17 protein-coding genes are annotated in these 17,935 nt (G+C 70.6%); 12 read left to right on the top strand and 5 right to left on the bottom strand.

Annotation, left to right across the window (positions count from 1 at the left end; genetic code table 11):
* The first annotated feature begins 4 nt into the window (after positions 1-4).
* Positions 5-139 carry a hypothetical protein gene (locus AB0G84_RS08940; protein WP_361317574.1) on the top strand — a complete coding sequence of 45 codons (135 nt, stop codon included), beginning with the start codon at positions 5-7 and terminating at the stop codon, positions 137-139.
* 1,062 nt (positions 140-1,201) lie between these two features.
* Positions 1,202-1,438 carry a hypothetical protein gene (locus AB0G84_RS08935; protein WP_361317572.1) on the top strand — a complete coding sequence of 79 codons (237 nt, stop codon included), beginning with the start codon at positions 1,202-1,204 and terminating at the stop codon, positions 1,436-1,438.
* 388 nt (positions 1,439-1,826) lie between these two features.
* Here the strand turns inward: AB0G84_RS08935 and AB0G84_RS08930 are convergent, their stop codons facing one another.
* Together AB0G84_RS08930 and AB0G84_RS08925 are read right to left on the bottom strand one after the other, a co-directional pair.
* A complete protein-coding gene (locus AB0G84_RS08930) occupies positions 1,827-2,627 on the bottom strand; it encodes a maleylpyruvate isomerase family mycothiol-dependent enzyme (RefSeq protein ID WP_361317570.1) in 801 nt (266 codons plus the stop codon).
* A 245-nt stretch (positions 2,628-2,872) separates the two neighbouring features.
* On the bottom strand, positions 2,873-4,240 hold the full coding sequence (locus AB0G84_RS08925; protein WP_361317568.1) for an NAD(P)/FAD-dependent oxidoreductase: 1,368 nt from the start codon (positions 4,238-4,240) through the stop codon (positions 2,873-2,875).
* A 233-nt stretch (positions 4,241-4,473) separates the two neighbouring features.
* Between AB0G84_RS08925 and AB0G84_RS08920 the strand changes: the two genes are divergently transcribed.
* From AB0G84_RS08920 to AB0G84_RS08890, 7 genes are all read left to right on the top strand, one after another.
* A complete protein-coding gene (locus tag AB0G84_RS08920; protein ID WP_361317566.1) occupies positions 4,474-5,235 on the top strand; it encodes an SDR family oxidoreductase in 762 nt (253 codons plus the stop codon).
* 196 nt (positions 5,236-5,431) lie between these two features.
* Positions 5,432-6,511, top strand: coding sequence for an alpha/beta hydrolase (locus AB0G84_RS08915; protein ID WP_361317857.1), 1,080 nt, complete (start codon positions 5,432-5,434; stop codon positions 6,509-6,511).
* Between the two features lie 164 nt (positions 6,512-6,675).
* Positions 6,676-8,352 (top strand): FAD-dependent oxidoreductase, encoded by a 1,677-nt coding sequence (locus tag AB0G84_RS08910; protein WP_361317855.1) that lies wholly within the window; start codon positions 6,676-6,678, stop codon positions 8,350-8,352.
* On the top strand, positions 8,349-9,806 hold the full coding sequence (locus AB0G84_RS08905; RefSeq protein WP_361317563.1) for an ATP-binding protein: 1,458 nt from the start codon (positions 8,349-8,351) through the stop codon (positions 9,804-9,806). The genes AB0G84_RS08910 and AB0G84_RS08905 overlap by 4 nt, the downstream gene beginning before the upstream one ends.
* Positions 9,803-10,153, top strand: coding sequence for a UBP-type zinc finger domain-containing protein (locus tag AB0G84_RS08900; RefSeq protein ID WP_361317560.1), 351 nt, complete (start codon positions 9,803-9,805; stop codon positions 10,151-10,153). Before AB0G84_RS08905 ends, AB0G84_RS08900 begins: the two co-directional genes overlap by 4 nt.
* A 199-nt stretch (positions 10,154-10,352) precedes the next feature.
* Positions 10,353-11,492 carry an inorganic phosphate transporter gene (locus AB0G84_RS08895; RefSeq protein WP_361317558.1) on the top strand — a complete coding sequence of 380 codons (1,140 nt, stop codon included), beginning with the start codon at positions 10,353-10,355 and terminating at the stop codon, positions 11,490-11,492.
* Between the two features lie 77 nt (positions 11,493-11,569).
* Complete coding sequence (locus AB0G84_RS08890) at positions 11,570-11,809, top strand: hypothetical protein (protein ID WP_361317556.1); 240 nt, start codon at positions 11,570-11,572, stop codon at positions 11,807-11,809.
* A gap of 161 nt (positions 11,810-11,970) precedes the next feature.
* Here AB0G84_RS08890 and AB0G84_RS08885 read toward each other — a convergent pair whose 3' ends face one another.
* Positions 11,971-12,432: a MarR family transcriptional regulator gene (locus AB0G84_RS08885; RefSeq protein ID WP_361317553.1), complete on the bottom strand. Its 462-nt coding sequence runs from the start codon at positions 12,430-12,432 to the stop codon at positions 11,971-11,973.
* An 80-nt stretch (positions 12,433-12,512) separates the two neighbouring features.
* Here AB0G84_RS08885 and AB0G84_RS08880 point away from each other — a divergent pair, with 80 nt between their 5' ends.
* Positions 12,513-12,884, top strand: a complete 372-nt coding sequence (locus AB0G84_RS08880; protein WP_361317550.1) for a VOC family protein — start codon at positions 12,513-12,515, stop codon at positions 12,882-12,884.
* Between the two features lie 1,127 nt (positions 12,885-14,011).
* Here AB0G84_RS08880 and AB0G84_RS08875 read toward each other — a convergent pair.
* Complete coding sequence (locus AB0G84_RS08875; RefSeq protein ID WP_361317548.1) at positions 14,012-14,509, bottom strand: DUF1003 domain-containing protein; 498 nt, start codon at positions 14,507-14,509, stop codon at positions 14,012-14,014.
* A 136-nt stretch (positions 14,510-14,645) separates the two neighbouring features.
* Positions 14,646-15,317, bottom strand: a complete 672-nt coding sequence (locus AB0G84_RS08870) for a TetR family transcriptional regulator (protein WP_361317546.1) — start codon at positions 15,315-15,317, stop codon at positions 14,646-14,648.
* Between the two features lie 92 nt (positions 15,318-15,409).
* Between AB0G84_RS08870 and AB0G84_RS08865 the strand changes: the two genes are divergently transcribed.
* Positions 15,410-16,846, top strand: coding sequence for an amidase (locus AB0G84_RS08865; protein WP_361317543.1), 1,437 nt, complete (start codon positions 15,410-15,412; stop codon positions 16,844-16,846).
* 227 nt (positions 16,847-17,073) lie between these two features.
* On the top strand, positions 17,074-17,868 hold the full coding sequence (locus AB0G84_RS08860; RefSeq protein ID WP_361317853.1) for an oxidoreductase: 795 nt from the start codon (positions 17,074-17,076) through the stop codon (positions 17,866-17,868).
* Positions 17,869-17,935: the final 67 nt, after the last annotated feature.

The following is a 17,935-nucleotide window of genomic DNA, read 5'->3' as shown; positions in this document are numbered from 1 at the left end:
CACCGTGGTAGCCAGCACGAAGGATCTGCTGGAGGTGCCCGCCATCAGCGGGTGTTGGCGGGCCGATGTCCTGGCCACCTCGCCGGACGGCTCCTGGCGGACGGCGTGGGAAGCGCAGCTGTCCCCCGATAACCACTGACGACATCAGGCAGCGCACCGAACGCTTCGCCGCCGACGGCGTTGCAGTGTGCTGTGTGGCCATCCGCCGACACTCGTGGCTGGGCGAAGGCCCCTCCGTCCGCACCAGGCCGCCCAAAGAAGAGCCGGGCTCGCAGTGGCAGGTCACCGAAGGTCTCGTACGCTTTGCAGTCGAAGCGTGCGATGACGAACGCGTGTGCCCTGGTGATGGGCACGGCATATGGAGTGAAGTCCAGGCATCCTTACGGGAGTTCGTGGCTTGGTCATTGTCCCAGCGTGTCCTTCCGTACCGCCTGTCCCGCCAGGCGTACCTTGCCGGCCACCCCTGGGCCCAGGTATGGACGGCTTCGCAATACGCGGCCGCGGCCGAGGAGTTCTCCCGTGCCGCAGAGCGTGACCAGTGGCTGAGCTCTCCCCGCGGGACGGTCCGTGTCATAGTTCCGCAGCGAGGAGATGCCGGGAACTTCGCACGGCAGGCTGCTCGCCTGCCTACCGGCACCCAGCCCCCCACAGACCGCCCTCGTACGCGTCGGGCTCGTGGCCCGGAACGTCACGCGGCGCGTCAGCGGGCTGCTGCCGTCTTGGCCCCATGCAGCGCGGCGGTAAAGATCGTGTTGACCGATCGTCAAAGGCGCGTTGATCGCCGTTCCCTAGGGTTTGTGGCGCATGGACCATCGATCGACGACGAGGTGGAGTGGGCATGTTGTTCCGCACGTGGGGCAAGGGAAACGCCGCTTCCTTATGCGCCGGGGCGAACACGTCCCGGCGGCGGGCCGCGGTCATGGCCGGGGTGCTCGCGAGCGTGTCCTTGATGGTGCTGGGGACGGCTTCCGCGGCGTCGCAGGTTTCGGGGGAGCCGACGACGGGCGCTGTGCAGGCGGCGCCGGCGACCGACGCGGTGCGGAACCACTGGCAGCCGTCGACGGACCGGGGCGCGGCCCCCGGGGCCACCGGGGCCCAGTCCGGCAAGGCCAACACCGACTTCTTGATCAGTGATGTGTCACCGGGGCGGTTCCGGGGCTGGCGATACGAGTCTCACGTTATGGGCGTCAACGTGACGTGGATGACTCCCTCGGGGCGGGATCCGTACGACGGCTGGGACTGGATCGAGATCCAGGACAGCAACGGCAAGCGCGTCACCTGGGACTGGGCCTGCGGTAACGCCCACTGCGGTGCGTACGGCTCGACCTTGATCGGCGCGAACCTGAAGGAGGGCATGGAGTACAAGGCCCTCTACTGGAGCGACGGGGGCCGGGTCGCCAAGGGGCGGCTGCAGGCCGAGTTCGCGTTCCGGGTCTGACAGGGGAGACCGGGCAGGGGGACCGGGCAGGGGGGACCGGGCAGGGTGACGGGAGGGGGGACGGGAGGGGACGGGAGGGGCTGAATGCGGGCCCGTGCGGCGACGGTTGGTCAGTGCCGGGGGTGTGGTCGTGGTGCTGGCCGGCACGCCAAACCTGGTCGGCAGGCTGGACCCGGCCGGCACGCTGGACCTGGTCGGCACGCTGGACCTGGCTCCCGGATTTACCTGGTCAAGCCGTCGGTGAAGCGCTGATGCGTCACACCCGGTTACGGGGAGCGGTCGCCGCCGTGCTACCTCGTGCTGGAGGATGCACTGCCGCCACTGCCGCCACTGCCGCCACTGCCGCCACTGCCGCCGCAACTGCGCCGGTGCGCCGCCACCACCGGCCTCAGAACTCGGAGTTGGCGAACCAGTGGGACAGCAGCTCCTCGTCGCCGATGGTCTCGACGGCGCCCGCGCCGCGGTCGAGGCGGCCGTACAGGAGGAGCAGCAGATCCGCGGCGGGCGCCTGGACCCGGGCGTCGGCGGGCCCGGCGGCTGCCTCGCCGGCTTGCGGTGCGAGGCCGAAGCCGTCGGGCCGCAGGCGGACCAGCCAGTCGGCATCCCGGTCCGTGCACCGGAAGCGGAGGGTCTCGCCGCTGCCGCGTAGGTGCGCCGTCTTGGGGGCGAAGGAGGCGGCGAACGGCAGATTGACCAGGAACTCGTCCACGCCGTCGGCCGCGAGCGCGGGATCGATCACCGGCCGGAGACCGACGGCACGCTCGGCGTCGGTGCGGTGCACCAGCGTCTCGAACAGCATCCGCCGCATCCAGAAGCGGACGTGCTGGTCGGCGCCCCAGGCCCACATCGGGGCGTCCGGGTCGGTCCCGGCGAAGGCACCGGCGGCCGTTGCGGCGCTCGCCGTCAGCCAGTCGGCCCAGCCGCTGTCGTCCGCGGGCAGCTGCAACTCCACCTCGCGGCTGCGCGGTGGCTCCTGGACCCGCCGGCTCAGCAGGAGCGAGAACAGCCGCTGCACCCGGCCGGTGTGAACGACCAGGTCCCGGAGCGTCCAGCCGGGGCAGCCGGGCACCGGGACCGACAGGTCCGCGCCGTCCAGTGCTGCCACCAACCGGGCGGTCTCCGTCGCGACGGCCTCGCGGTGCACGGCAGGGGTGACGGCTGCCCGGCCCGGCGTGTCCGACGTGTTCATGGGCGCTGCTCTTCCGCTCGCTGCGGCCCGGCGACCTGACGGCGGGCCTCTGCGCGCAGCCTGTCACAACCGGCCGAGGGCGGGACGAGCGGCCCCGGTGCGTGCGTGGCCCCGGTGCCGGCCGCGCTGCGGAATGACGCGAAGTCGCATGACGTGCTCGTAGGCGTCCTGGGGGGCGCGGGCCAGCTCCAGGCTGTGGTGGACTCCTCCGCGCGCGGGCCGCCGGCGGCTTGGGGCCTCCGGGATCAGGCCATCAGCGGCTGCCGCGCCTTCCGTGTCTTGCGGCCGAGCGCCTTCAGCGCGGCGGCGAAGACCTCCGAGAAGCTGGGGAACGGCTGGATGGTGTCGCGCAGCACATCGAGGGGGACGCGGGCGCGGATCGCCACGGTGGCCTGCTGCATCCACTCGCCGGCGTCGGGACCGAGCGCATGGGCGCCGGTCAGCACCTCACCGTCGCTGAGCAGCGTGAGAAAGCCGTTCGATTCGGCGTAGGCGTGGGTGTAGGTGGCGGTCTTGGCGATCTCGGTCAGCAGTGCGGTCGCGCTGAACCGAGCCTCGGTGGCGCCCACCGCAGCGGCTTGCGGGTCGGTGTAGGTGACGCGCGGGACCGCCTCGTAATGGGCCTCCCGGGGCTCGCCGAGGATGTTCGAGGCGACGACCTCGCCCTGGTACTCGCCGACGTGTGTCAGGGGCCAGATGCCGGTGATGTCGCCGACCGCCCACAGCCGTTCGCCGGCCCGCAGGTGTGCATCGACCGGGATCCCCCGGCCGTCCGCGGTGATGCCGACGGTCTCCAGTCCGATCCCCTCGACGCGCGGGCGGCGGCCGGTCGCGACGAGCAGGCGGTCGCCGCGCAGCTCCCGTCCGTCCTCCAGCCCCAGAACGAAGTCCGCGCCGTCCCGGTAGGCCTGGGTCGCCGGCGTGCCGAGGACGACGTCGATGCCCTCGCGGCGCAGGGCCGTGGCGAGGGCCTCGCCCAGCGGTGCCGGCTCGCGGGCGAGGACGTGTGCGGCGGCCTCCACGAGGACGACCTCGCCGCCGAAGCGACGTACCACCTGGGCCAGTTCCAGTCCGGCCGGTCCTCCGCCGAGGACGATCAGCCGCTCGGGCACCGCCTTCATACCGGTCGCCTCGCGGGTGCCCCAGACGCCTTCGAGCTCCCGCAGTCCGGGGACCGGCGGGACCACGGGGGCGGCGCCGTTCGCCAGCACGACGTGCTCGGCGGTGTACCGAACCCCGCCGACCTCCACCACCCCGGTGCCTGCCAGGCGGCCACGGCCGCGGAGCAGAGCGATCCCCTGGTCCGCCAGCCACTGCGCGGCTCCGGCGTCGGAGTAGCGGGACACCATGTAGTCCCGCCAGGCCAGGGCGGCCTGCACGTCGACCTCAGCGGTCCCCGCCGCCTCCCGCGCGCCCTGCACCGCCTCCCCCGGGCGCAGCAGCGTCTTCGACGGAATGCAGGCCCAGTAGGAGCACTCGCCGCCCACCAGGTCGCGCTCCACCACCGCGACGCGCAGGCCCCCGTCGGCGAGCGCCCCCGCGGTGTGTTCACCTGGAGCGCCGCCGCCGAGGACGATCACGTCGTAGTCATTGACCGTGCTGGTGCCGCTCATCGCATCCTCCGTTCGGACCCGTGTGCTGTTACCACCGTCGCTCTTCTCGTACGACGTCGCACCCGTGCGGCACGCCCCCCACACGTTGTCGGCCGGGACGGCTGAAGCGGCCGACAGGTGATCAGCGGACTGAAGCGCGACCATGGGGGAGGAGACCGATGTCCGGAGGTACGGATGACGGGCAGAGAACGGGCCCATGGCCGCTGCACGGTCCCGATCGGCGGTGGTGCGGCATGACCGCGACGCCCAGCGGCCCCGGGACCGCTGCTCGCCCCGATCTCGCCGGCCAGACCGTCGTGGTGATCGGCGCCAGCGCGGGCATCGGCCTCGAAACCGCCCGCCAGGTACGGGCAGCCGGCGGCAGCCTGGTCCTGGTCGGCCGCGATCCGGAACGGCTGCAACGCGCTGCACACGAACTTCATCCGCGCAGTACGGCGGCGTTCGACGCGACCGACGCCGACCGCCTCCAGCAGTTCTTCCAGGATCTGCCCGGACCTGTCGACCATGTGATGGTGACGGCCGGCAGCCCCGCCTACCGGCCCTTGTCGGACATGGATCTCGCCGCCGCCCGCGGGGAGTTCGCACAGCGGCTCACCCTGACACTCGGCGTCGCCCTGCACAGCCGCGACAAGGTACGCCCCGGCGGCACGCTGCTGTTCATGAGCGGCACCGGCGGCCGGCGCCCCGGTGTCGGCATGGCCATCGTGTCCGCCTTGACGGCCGCGCTGTCCGCCCTCACCGCCAATCTGGCGCTCGAACTGGCGCCGATCCGGGTGAACGTCATCGCCGCCGGCTTCGTCGACACGCCCCTGTCCGCCTCGCTGCTGGGCAATCAGCTGGAGGCCAGGCGCCAGGAGCTGCGTGCCACGCTTCCCATCCGACGGGTGGTCGGGCCGGCGGACGTGGCGGCGCTGGCGGTCCATCTGATGTGCAACGACGCCCTCACCGGCGGTACGTACGACATCGACGGCGGGCAGCAGCTCCTCCCGCACTGATGCCCCCCAGCAGGTCCGGGGACGACACCTCCAGCGCTGCCGGCCCCGGTCAGCGGTCGCGCGGCCTTCGGCCGATGGCCTGGCGTTCCCGTGATCGGCGAGGGGGCGGGTGCCGCACCGGGTAAAGCGAATTCGTGCATTCCACGGTGACGAGACCCGAGTGACGGCTGAGCACGGCGTCACGGGAAGTATGGAGATGATCAGCAGGCGAACCTTCGGGAAGGCCGTCGGCAGGGGAGTGGCGGTTTCGGCAGCGGCCCTTTCCCCGGCCTGCGCCACGGCCGTGTCCAGCGACGATACCCAGGCCCCGCCGGCGGCCGACCGCAGAACGGAACAATCGCCGAAGGGACCGGATTTCGGCCCACTGAAACAGATCAGGGCCGGCGTCCTGAATGTTGGATACGTCGAAGCAGGCCCGTCGCATGGCCCTGCGGCCGTTCTCCTGCACGGCTGGCCCTACGACATCCACAGCTACGTTACGGTCGCACCTTTGCTCGCCGCCAAGGGCTACCGGGTCATCGTTCCGTATCTGCGCGGCCACGGCACGACGCGCTTCCTGTCGAGCACGACGTTCCGGAACGCGCAGCAGTCGGTATTCGCGCTCGACATCATCGCTTTGATGGACGCCTTGGGGATCGACAAGGCGATCCTTGCCGGCTTCGACTGGGGATCGCGGACGGCGGACATCATCGCCGCCCTGTGGCCGGAACGGGTCAAGGGGCTGGTGTCCGTGAGCGGATACCTGATCACAAACCGTGCAGCCAACAAGGAGCCGTTGCCGCCGAAGCTGGAATGGGCGTGGTGGTATCAGTTCTACTTCGCCACCGAAAGAGGTCGGCTCGGCCTCGAACGGAACCGTCGCGCATTGGCACGGTTGATCTGGAAATTCAACTCTCCGACCTGGGGTTTCGATGCCGCCACCTTCGATCGCACCGCGGCGGCATTCGACAATCCGGATTACGTCGACATCGTGCTCCACAACTACCGCTGGCGGCTGAGCCTGGCCAACGGGGACCCGCGTGACGACGGTCTCGAACGGCGCCTCGCCGAGGGTCCTGTGATCACCGTGCCCACGATCACCCTTGACGGCCAGGACGATCCCTTCACGCCGCCGGGTGGCGGCGCGGCCTATCGCAACAAATTCAGTGGTCCCTATGCGCACCGGACGCTGAGGGGCATCGGCCACAATGTGCCCCAGGAGGCGCCCGAAGCCTTCGCCCGGGCCGTCGTGGACGTCGATAACTTCCGCACGGCCGAGCGGCGGCCATCGAAATGAGGGGTCGCCGCCCCGGGAGCCGTAGGCCGGGAGCCGCACTCCTGATCTTGCGTGGAAAACCGCGATAATCGCCCATAAAATGGTCACTGCTGGCGCGCTGGCGTGCCGGAGGACGGGCACCGGAAACCGGTGCGGAAGAGCGATCGACCGGGGACGGGATGTCCATGGAACAGGCCGCCGGTCCGGCCCGGACCGTGATCCTGACGGTGGACGACGACCCCGGCGTGTCGCGCGCTGTCGCCCGGGATCTGCGGCGTCGCTACGGCGAGTCGTACCGGATCGTGCGCGCGGAGTCCGGCGAGTCCGGCCTTGCCGCGCTGCGCGAGCTGAAGCTGCGCGGCGCGCCCGTCGCGGTGATCGTGGCCGACTACCGGATGCCGAAGATGAACGGCATCGAGTTCCTCGAGCAGGCCCTCGACATCCACCCCGGCGCCCGACGGGTCCTGCTGACCGCGTACGCGGACACCAACGCGGCCATCGACGCGATCAATGTCGTCGACCTCGACCACTACCTGCTCAAGCCCTGGGAGCCGCCCGAGGAGAAGCTCTACCCCGTCCTCGACGACCTCTTGTCGGCCTGGCGGGCCAGCGATCACCGGCCGGTGACCGTCACCAAGGTCGTCGGACACCGCTGGTCGGCGCGCTCCTCGGCCGTACGGGAGTTCCTGGCCCGCAACCAGGTGCCCTACCGCTGGTACGCGTCCGACGACCCCGAGGGCCGGCGGCTGCTGTGCGCCGCGGGCGAGGACGGCCTGCGGCTCCCGCTGGTGATCACTCCGGACGGCACGGCCCTGATCGAGCCTGAGGACCGGGAGCTCGCCACCCGGGTCGGCCTCGCGACGACCCCGGCGACCGACTTCTACGACCTCGTGATCATCGGCGGTGGACCGGCCGGTTTGGGTGCGGCGGTGTACGGGGCCTCCGAGGGCCTGCGGACCGTCCTCGTGGAACGCTCCGCGACCGGGGGCCAGGCGGGCCAGAGCTCGCGCATCGAGAACTACCTCGGCTTTCCGGACGGAGTGTCCGGGGCGCAGCTCACCGACCGGGCCCGGCGCCAGGCGGCGAAGTTCGGCGCCGAGATACTGACCGCGCGGGAGGTCACCGGACTGGAAGTCAACGGCGCCTCGCGCATCGTCCGCTTCTCGGACGGCTCCGCTGTCGCCGCGCACTCCGTGATCCTCGCGACCGGCGTGTCGTACCGACAACTGGAGGCACCTCACGTGTCCGAGTTGACCGGTTGCGGCGTGTTCTACGGCTCGGCCCTGACCGAAGCGGCCGCGTGCCAGGGCCATGACGTGTACATCGTCGGCGGCGCGAACTCCGCCGGCCAGGCCGCGATTTACCTGGCTCGGAGCGCGAAGTCGGTCACCGTACTGGTGCGCAAGCCGTCCTTGTCCACGTCGATGTCGCACTACCTCATCCAGCAGGTCGACGAGACGCCCACGATCTCCGTGCGCACCCACACGGTCGTCGACGCCGCGCACGGCGCGCGCCAACTGGAACAGATCACCCTGCGCGACACCGTGACCGGCCACACCGAACTCGTCGATGCCCAGTGGATGTTCGTCTTTATCGGCGCGGCCCCGCTGACCGACTGGCTGGAGGGCACGGTGCTCCGGGACTCCCGCGGGTTCATCCTGACCGGCCCCGATCTGACCACGGACGGGCGCCCGCCGGCCGACTGGGAGTTGGACCGGCCGCCGTACCACCTGGAGACGAACGTGCCGGGCGTGTTCGTGGCCGGGGACGCCCGTGCCGAGTCCGCCAAGCGGGTCGCTTCCGCAGTGGGCGAGGGAGCCATGGCGGTCATGCTCGCCCACCGCTACCTGGAGCAGTCATGAATGGTCGGCCGCTGTCGTGCAGCCAGGAGGAACTCGGCTCGCTGTTCCTGTTCGAGAAGCTGGCCCCGGACCAGCTCGCCCGGCTCTGCCGCGAAGGCCGGGTGGAGGAGTTCGCCCCCGGGCCCGTGTACGAGGAGGGCGACCCCGCCACGTGCTTCTACGTGCTGCTCGAAGGGACCCTGGTGCTCTCGCGCCGGGTGGGGGACTACGACGTGGAGACCAACCGGAGTTCCAGTCGCGGGGTGTACGCGGGAGCCTTCCAGGCTTACCTGGGAGACCGCCTGCGGCAGGTGTACAACAGCTCCCTGCGCGTCCTTGAGCCCACCCGTTTCTTCGTGCTGCCGGCCGAGACCTTCGCCGCGATCATGCGCGAGTGGTTCCCGATGGCCGTGCACCTGCTGGAAGGCCTCTTCTTCGGCGCCAAGAGCGCCCAGGAGGCCGTCGGTCAACGAGAACGGCTGCTGGCTCTCGGGTCGCTGACCGCCGGGCTGACCCATGAGCTGAACAACCCGGCCGCCGCGGCCGTGCGCGCCACGTCCGCGCTCCGCGAGCGGGTTGCCGGGATGCGCCACAAGCTCGGCATCATCGCGGCACGCCCGTACCGTCGCGACAGCCTGGAGACGCTCATCGACGTCCAGGAACGCACGGCCGAACGCGTCGCGAAGGCCACCAACCTGAGCCCGCTGGAAGCCTCGGACCGGGAGGATGCCCTCTCCGACTGGCTGGAGGACCACGGCATCGGGGACGGCTGGCAGCTCGCGCCGACCTTCGTCCAGGCCGGTCTGGACACCGACTGGCTGGAGCAGGTCGCCGCGGTCGTGGACAGCGACACCCTGGAAGGTGCCGTGCGGTGGCTCAACTACACCGTCGAAACCGAGCTGTTGATGAACGAGATCGAGGAGTCGACCAACCGCGTCTCCGCCCTCGTCGCCGCGGCCAAGCAGTACTCGCAGCTCGATCGGGCGCCCCACCAGGTCACCGACGTCCATGAACTCCTGGACAGCACCCTGCTGATGGTCTCCGGGAAGATCGGCCCCCACCTCACCGTCGTCAAGGACTACGACCGCAGCCTGCCGAAGATCCCGGCCTACCCCAGCGAGCTCAACCAGGTGTGGACGAACCTGATCGACAACGCCCTCTCGGCGATGAACAGTACGGACGCCGCCGGCACGTTGACCGTACGCACCGCCCGCGAGGGAGACCATCTGCTCGTCGAGTTCCGCGACACCGGCCCCGGAATCCCCCCGGAGATCCGTGACCGGGTCTTCGACCCCTTCTTCACCACCAAACCGGTGGGTGAAGGCACCGGACTCGGCCTGGACATCTCGTGGCGCATCGTCGTCAACAAGCACAACGGGGACCTGCGGTTCCAATCCGTCCCCGGTGACACCCGCTTCCAGGTACGCCTTCCCCTGGCCTCGGCCGACCCCCGTTCCCCACAGGAGCCGTCATGACTTCCCCCCACGGAATCGACCCCTCGGTCCCACCCAGCGGAACCGGATGCGCCGAGTGCGACGCCGGTGGCGGCTGGTGGTTCCACCTTCGACGCTGCGCACAGTGCGGCCACATCGGCTGTTGCGACGACTCGCCCGGCAAGCACGCGACGGCCCACGCCCGGGACACCCGGCACCCGATGATCCGCAGCTTCGAGCCGGGCGAAACCTGGTTCTACGACTACGACACCTCGGAGGCGTACGCCTCGGGCCCGCCCCTGGCTCCCCCGGAGAGCCACCCGGCCGATCAGCCCACCCCCGGCCCCGCGGGACGGGTCCCGCAGGACTGGGCCGACCGGCTGGGATAGCCGGGCCGCCACGTCCCGCAGACCGTTCGGTCCCTGTGCGTGGCTCTCTGCGCCGGCGACCGGACGCTCGCCAGTGGCCGGGCCGCGGCGTCGTGTTGGCGGCGATCAGGAGTGGCGCTTAGCGTGGAAGGGGACGGCGGTTCGCACACCGGGGCCGGTGGGTCTGCGCGGCCGGGCCGCCCGCGACGTGGAGGACCGGATGGAATCTGTCTCCTTCCTGCTCGTGGCCGTGATCCTGACGGCCTTGGCCTTCGACTTCACCAACGGGTTCCACGACACCGCCAACTCGATGGCCACCTCCATCGCCACCAGGGCGCTGCGCCCGCGAGTCGCCGTCGCCGTCGCGGGGGTGCTCAATCTGGCTGGGGCCTTCCTGTCCACCGAAGTGGCCAAGACGATCTCGGGTGGCATCGTCCAGGACAGCCAGGTGTCCCTGGTGATGATCTTCGCCGGGCTGATCGGGGCGATCCTGTGGAATCTGGTCACCTGGCTCCTGGGGCTGCCCTCCAGCTCGTCGCACGCGCTGTTCGGCGGGTTGATCGGCGCGGTGTGGGTGGGGGCCGGGGGGTCCGCGGTGCGCTTCGGCGCGATCATCGAGAAGATTGTGATCCCTGCGGTGGCCTCGCCGGTGGTGGCCTGTGCGGTGGCGCTGCTGGCCACCTACCTCGCCTACACGATCACCCGGAGGACCTCGCGCCGCGCCGTCGGGAAGGGCTTTCGCGCGGGCCAGATCGGGTCGGCTTCCTTGGTGGCTCTGGCCCACGGCACCAATGACGCGCAGAAGACGATGGGGGTCATCACCCTCGCGCTGATCTCGAGCGGGGTGCTCAGCCACGGCGCGGGGCCGCCCTGGTGGGTGGTGCTGAGTGCGGGCCTGGCGATCTCCCTGGGCACCTACGTGGGCGGCTGGCGGATCATCCGGACGATGGGCAAGGAGCTCACCGACATCCAGCCCCCGCAGGGGTTCGCCGCCGAGACCAGCGCGACCGCGGTGATCCTCGCCTCGTCGCACATGGGGTTCGCGCTGTCGACCACCCAGGTGTGCACCGGCAGCATCCTCGGCGCGGGGCTCGGCCGCAGACTGGCCCATGTGCGCTGGGGAGTCGCCGGGCGGATCGCGGTGTCCTGGCTGCTGACCCTGCCGGCCGCGGCCGCCGTGGGCGGCGTGGCGGCGTGGGTGGCCGGCCAGGGCACCGCGGGGGTGGTCCTGGTGGCGGGCGTCGCACTGGCCGCCGCGGCGGCCTTCTACGTGCTCTCGCGCCGCCGCCCGGTGAACCCGCAGAACGTCAACGAGCTGCCGGCATCCGCCTCGGAGTCCACCGTCCGGCCGGCCGCCTGAACCGCCCCGACCGGCCGGGCCGTCGTCGCGGAGAGCCGCCGAGCACGTCGCGGAGCGGGCAGAGGAAGGGGAACGGGATGGACATCGACTGGGGCGCGCTCACCGGCGTCTTCGGCGTCAGCCTCGGGGTCACGGTGGTGGTGGTCGTGATGTTCTCGCTCGGCCTGGCCGCCTGGGCCCGCACCGGACACGGAGCCCCCGCCCCCGACATGCCCCGGGGACGGCATCGGAAGGCGGCGATGGTCACGGCCGTGCTGTGCTTCGCCGCCTGCCTCGCGGTCGCGGCCTACGGCATCGACCTGATCGTCCCCGGCTGACCCCCCACCCCTGCCGCTGCGCGCGCCCGCAAAAGGACGGACGAAGGCGCACGTGCCCAGCCATCGGCAGCGCCCTCCTGCACAGCGGCAACGGGAGTGGTTCCCAGAAGCCGTAGAGCGGGCCGGACCGTCCGGAGCGGCGGGCCCGGTGGGGCGAGGGGCTATCCGTCCAGGGCTTCCGCGATGCCGTCGAGGTCGTGGAGGAGGGCGGCCAGGCGCGACTGCGGAATCGTCTCGATCATGCGCCGTTCCAGGGCGTAGACAGCGGACTGGGCAGCTTCCAGGCGTTGGCGGCCCTGTGCGGTGAGGTGAGTGGGGCGGGCGCGTCCGTGGTCGGCGGTGGCGGGCCGGGTGGTCAAGCCCGCATCCAACAGGCCACGCAGTACGACGTTCATGGATTGCCGTGTGACGAACGCGCGGCGGGCGAGCTCGGCGTTGGACATGCCGGGCTGAAGGGCGAGGAGTTCGAGGCAGGCGTACTGCGGCACCGTCAGGTCGTGCGCGCGCAGTGCCTTGTCCATCGCGTTGCGCAGCGCCGCGTGGGCGCGTTTGAGGCGGTACCCCACATGTGCGGTCACGTCCTGTGCGGGATGGGGGAGTTCCACCGGCTTCGCTTCTTCCATGTCAGGATTTTGACATAGGGGTGCGCCGGGCGTACGGTCGGGTATGTCAAAGTCCTGACATTAACAACCGAGGAGACTCCATGACTGTCACCGTCGACGGCCCTGACTTCGTCGCTCTGCAGGTGCGTGATGTCGAAGCGGCGGCCGCCTTCTGTGAAAAGCACCTCGGACTGCGCCGGGCGCCGGTCTCGCCTCCCGGCGCCGTGGTGTTCGAAACCACGCCGACCCCGTTCGCCGTCCGCGAGCTGCTGCCGGGCGTGCATCTCGACGGTGTCGCACAGCCCGGCATAGGGGTGGCCCTGTGGTTCCGAACCAGCGACGCCCGGGCGCTGCATGACCAACTCGCAGCTGCGGGGGTGGCGATCCTCAGCCCGATCAAGGACAGCCCCTTCGGCCCCACGTTCACCTTCGCCGGTCCCGAGGGCTACGCCCTGACGGCGCACGGGGGCTGACCTCCGCACGGGGGCTGACCTCACCGCCGTCTCGCTCGCCCGGGCCGGCCCCTTCTCGCGTGCGGCGGGCATCGGGGCGAGGGTGGGCATCTGAGCAAGAACGCTGCCCGGCGCGGTCTGTTCGCCCTTGAAGGCCGGTCCGCCCGGCCTGCAAAGGTGAAGCGGTGCAGGGTGGTCGAACCGAACTGAGTCTGTTGCGTTCGGGGCGGGGTGGCGGAATGCGGAGAGCGATCAGTGGCCACCTTGCGCACGCGTAAAATCTCAATTTACATGAATATTCACCCTCTCTGCGTTTGATTCCGATTCGTTGCGGCGTACCGTGGAATGTGGTCCTACTGGAGAAGGCTGGACCGTAAGCAGAGATCCAAGGAGGCGCACAATGAGCTTCCGCATACTCCCCTTCAGGCGTCGACACGGCTGCTGTGGCTGGGATGACGACTACGGTGGGCGTGGCTATGGACGCGGCGGCGGCTACGGTCGTGGACGCGGCTATGGCGGTGGACGCGGCTTTGGCGGCGGATACGGATTCGGATTCGGATTCGGTCGAGGAGGCCGTTTCTAACAACTTCACACGACAACTTCGAGGTCGGTTCCCGCTCGCGGGGGCTGGCCTCGCGAGTTGCCGGGGGGGCAGGGCTTCCGATGGCGTGGATGGCCCCATGTCCGCTTCGGTTGTGGCCGGATGTGACATCGGGGCGCACGGCCATCGGTGCGGCGAAACGACGTCGGGGAACGTGCCCGCATCGCCTTGAACGGGCCGCTGGCGGCAGTGACGCGCTGAGCCCACGCAGGACCGTCGGGTTCCGCAGGGCCAGGTCGCGTCAAGTGGCCTTTGTCGGCGCCGCGACTCCCCTGATTTTGCCGAGTTTTACCTGACTTTACCGGGCTTTATAAAAGCAAGTGCTGCGCGAGGCACCTCTGTCCACGCGCAGCACACTTCCGGGTCTTCCCTGCCGGTGTATTGAGTATTCTCCTCGAATACCTGCATGGCAATACACAATGCGCGAAACCTGCTGCGCGGTGCGTGATGTCGCGTGGCAACTCGCAGCGGGCGGCCACCGGTCAGGGGTCCGCCGCTGCGATTTCGGGGGTGCGCGGGCGCTGCCGTATGCGCGCCCGCGCCGACTTCAGTCCGGGGGGCGTCCCATTTCGCTGTTCATCTTGTCCCGGCTGGTCGCCAGGAGTTGTTGCGTCTGCCGTTCGATCTCTTCGGGATCCAGTCCCAGGGCGCGTCCCAGGTTCGTCGACCAGACCTCCGAGCGCACGCTGGCTTCGAAGTTGAGGTCGGCGCGGATGGTGTCCCGAGCGGCCTGACGGTTCTGGCTGACCATGACAAACGTCGACAGGAAGATCGCCTCAAGGCTGACGATCATGGTGAGCAGCCCGAACGGGAAGGGATCGAAGACCGCGGACTGCCCGAAGATCCCCTCGTTGATCATGATCCAGCCGGCGAACCACACCATGTGCACATAGACGAAGACCATCGATCCCGCGAAGGCGGTGATCGTGTCCGCGAGGTGGTCCTGCACACCGCGCCCGTGGGCGAAGAGCTCCTGCTCATGTGGGAGGCGGATGACGGGGTGCGGCCCTTGACCGCCCGCCTGACCGCCGCGAGGCGACGTCATGCCGTCATAGTGCATGCGCCGCAGACGTCGGCAAGGGAAGCGCGCGCCCCTCGGCGCGTTGACGCACCCGGGCCGGTGGATCGAAGATCCGCTCGCTCCTGCCCACCACGCGCCGGGCCTTGCGGCCACGGCTCCTTCAGGAGGGCCGTGCCGGCGGGGCCTGGCCGTCGTGCTCCCGGTGCGGCTGTTGCGCGAGTGCGGTCCAGGAGCGCAGGAGCAGGTCGAAGGCGTCGACCACGACGTCGTCCGGGATGCCGTCGGGGGTCAGCAGGCGCTGGATGAGCAGGCCGTCCTCCAGGGCGTGGACGATCAGGCCGAGGAACGCGGGGTCTGCCGGTGCTTCGACGCCGCGGGCGGCGAACGCCTGCTCCAGGCCGGAGGCGTGGGCGTCGCGGGCGAGGAGTTCACGTTCGGCGAGCGGTGGGCGCAGTGCGTCGTTCCGCAGCGTGTGCAGGACGAGTTCCATGCGCAGGGCAAGCCATGCGGGCAGGTGCTCGGCGCGGTCGCGGTTCCAGGCCCGGAGCTTGTCGAGGGCATCGGTGAAGGAGGTCGCGCCCTGGGTGAGGGTGCGGACTTCCGCCATTTCGCGGCGGGTGCGGTGCTGGAGCAACTCAGCGACGAGGGCGTTCTTGTCCTCGAAGTTCCCGTAGAAGGCGCCGCGGCTGTAGCCGGCGCGTTCGGCGATCTGCTCGACGGAGGTGCCGTTGACGCCGCGTTCGGTGAACAGCTCGGCGGCGGCGTCCAACAGGCGGTCGCGGGTCTGCTGTCGGCTCTCTTCGCGGGTCAGGCGCTTGCGTTCGGAGGTCACTGCGGCATCTTACGGCGCGCCGCCGCTGCAATATTCACTTCTGTATCCAGATACATATCTGTATCTTCGTCGCTGAACGAAGGGAGGGCCCGATGGGGGCGAGTGAACTGTGGGCGCTGGAGGCGTCGGAGCTGGCGAAGCTGGTGGCGTCGGGGGAGGCGTCCGCGGCGGAGGCCGTGGAGGCGCATCTGGAGCGGATCGCCGCGGTGAACCCGCGGGTGAACGCGGTGACCCGGCTGCTGGAGGACGGCGCCCGGCAGGCGGCACGGGAGACCGACCGGCGCCGGGCCGCGGGCGAGCGGCTGGGCCCGTTGGCCGGGGTGCCGTTCACGGTGAAGGAGAACATCCATGTCGCCGGCTCGGCGACCACGCACGGCGTGCCGTACTTCCGCGACTGGGTGGCACCGTCGGACGCACCCCCGGTGCGGCGGTTGCGGGCGGCCGGGGCGATTCCGATCGGACGCACCAACATGCCCGACCTGGCGCTCGCCGGACTGCACACGGTCAGCCAGCTGTTCGGGGACACCCTCAACCCGTGGGACCCACGGCGTACCCCCGGCGGGACCAGTGGCGGTGACGCCGTCGCGGTGGCGACCGGCATGGCGCCGCTGGGTCTGGGCAACGACTCCGGCGGTTCGGTGCGCAACCCGGCGACGTTCAACGGCGTCGCGGGGCTGAAGCCGAGCTACGGGCGGTTCCCGGCCGACCACCGGATGAGCGATCAGGAGCCCGTCCTGGGCCACCAACTCTTCCCCGTGGACGGGCCGTTGGCGCGATCGGTGGCGGACCTGCGGGCGGCGTACGAGGTGCTGGCGGGCACGGACCCGCAGGACCCGCGGGCGGTCCCGGCGCCGCTGTACGGGCCGCGGCCGGACGCGCCGGTCCGGGTCGGCGTGGTGATCGACCCCGGTGGCCACGGCGATGTCCACCCGGACGTGCGCGCGGCGATCGAGGCGGCGGCGGCCGCCCTGGAGGATGCCGGGCACCCCGTCGAGGAGGTGGAGGTGCCGCGGCTGCAGGACGCGCTCGACGGCTACGGTGCACTCCTGCGGACCGAGTTCTCCCTGGCCTGGCCCGTACTGCGGCGGCTGCTCACCGACGACAGCGCCCGCCATATCGAGTTGGACACCCAACGCCACCCGGCCGTCGGCCTGGAGGAGTACGTCCGGCAGGCCGGCGTGCGCCTCGGCGTCCAACGCGCCTGGGCCCAGTTCTTCGCGCACTGCCCGCTCCTGCTCGGACCGGTGTCCACACAGCCGGTACCCGGGCCCGTGGTGCCGCGGACCCTGGAGGAGCGCGACGCGCTCTTCACGCCGATGCGGCTGCTGACCGCGACGACCTATGTGGGAGTGCCGGCCGTGGCCGTGCCCACCGGACTCGCGGGCGGGCTGCCGCAGGGCGTCCAGGTCATGGCGGGGGCGTACCGCGAGGACCTGTGCCTGGACGCGGCGCAGCAGATCGAGGACCGCCTGGGCGTCCTCACCCCACTCGATCCGCGTAGCCACCGCGTCGAGCGGGGCGAAGGGTAACGACCGGGAGGCTCCCGGCCTGCCTGCCGGGAGCCGGTGCCTGGCTCTCCCCGCGCAGCCCCGCGTAGCACCGCGCAGGCAAGAACAGCCAGGGCGGTGCTGGCGGGGATCCTCGGCGACGGCAGCGTGGCGCCGGCGCCGCTGCGAACCGAGGGTCGATACTCGCTCAATGTGCCTGTTCGGGTGCATTGAGCACGGTGGGAAGCGTGACGCAGGAGGAGATTCCGGTGGAGCTGAACCTCACGGACAAGGTCGCCGTTGTCACTGGCGGCAGCAAGGGCATCGGCCTGGCCGTCACCGAGGCGCTCGGCCGTGAGGGCGCTCGCGTGGTGGTGGGCAGCCGCACGGAAACAACGGAGCTGGCTGCCCTGCGCGAGCGGTACGACGTCGCCTTCCACTCCGTCGACCTGGCCGACGCCGACGGTGCCGACACGCTGGTCCAGGAGGCGGTGGACCGGCACGGCCGGATCGACGTGCTGGTCAACAACGTCGGTGCCACCAGCCCACGTTCCGGCTTCCTCGACGTCGATGACGCAGCCTGGCTGCAGGCCCTCACCATGACGTTCCTGAGTGCGGTGCGCACCAGTCGGGCGTCGTTGCCGCACTTGCTGGCCCACGGTGAGGGGGCGATCGTCAACATCAGCTCACTCAACGCCCGACTGCCCTTCCCCATGGTGGTGGACTATTCAGCGGCCAAAGCCGCCCTGAGCAATCTCACCAAAGCCCTGTCGGAGGAGTTCGCTCCCCGTGGCGTCCGGGTCAACGCCGTCGCTCCCGGCCCCGTACGCACCCCGTTCTGGACCGCCCCCGGCGCCTTCGCCGACACCGTCGCGGCCGGTGCGGGCGGCACGGCGCAGGAGGCCCTGGACCAGGTCGTACCCCAGCAGATGGGCATCTCCACCGGACGCATCACCGAACCCCAGGAGGTGGCCGACCTCGTCGTCTTCCTGGCCTCCCCGCGCGCCGGCAACATCACCGGTGCCGAATGCGTCATCGACGGCGGCCAGCTCAAGACCACCTGACACGGGCGTGCGCGAAGCGGGCCGGTGGGCGGGCCGGTTGTCACGAGGGGGGCACTCCCGTGTGGCT

This window comes from Streptomyces sp. NPDC020742, from assembly GCF_040641675.1.
Taxonomy (GTDB): Bacteria; Actinomycetota; Actinomycetes; order Streptomycetales; family Streptomycetaceae; genus Streptomyces.
Note: the sequence above shows the minus strand (reverse complement) of the source record. Positions and strands in the feature narration are given on the sequence as shown.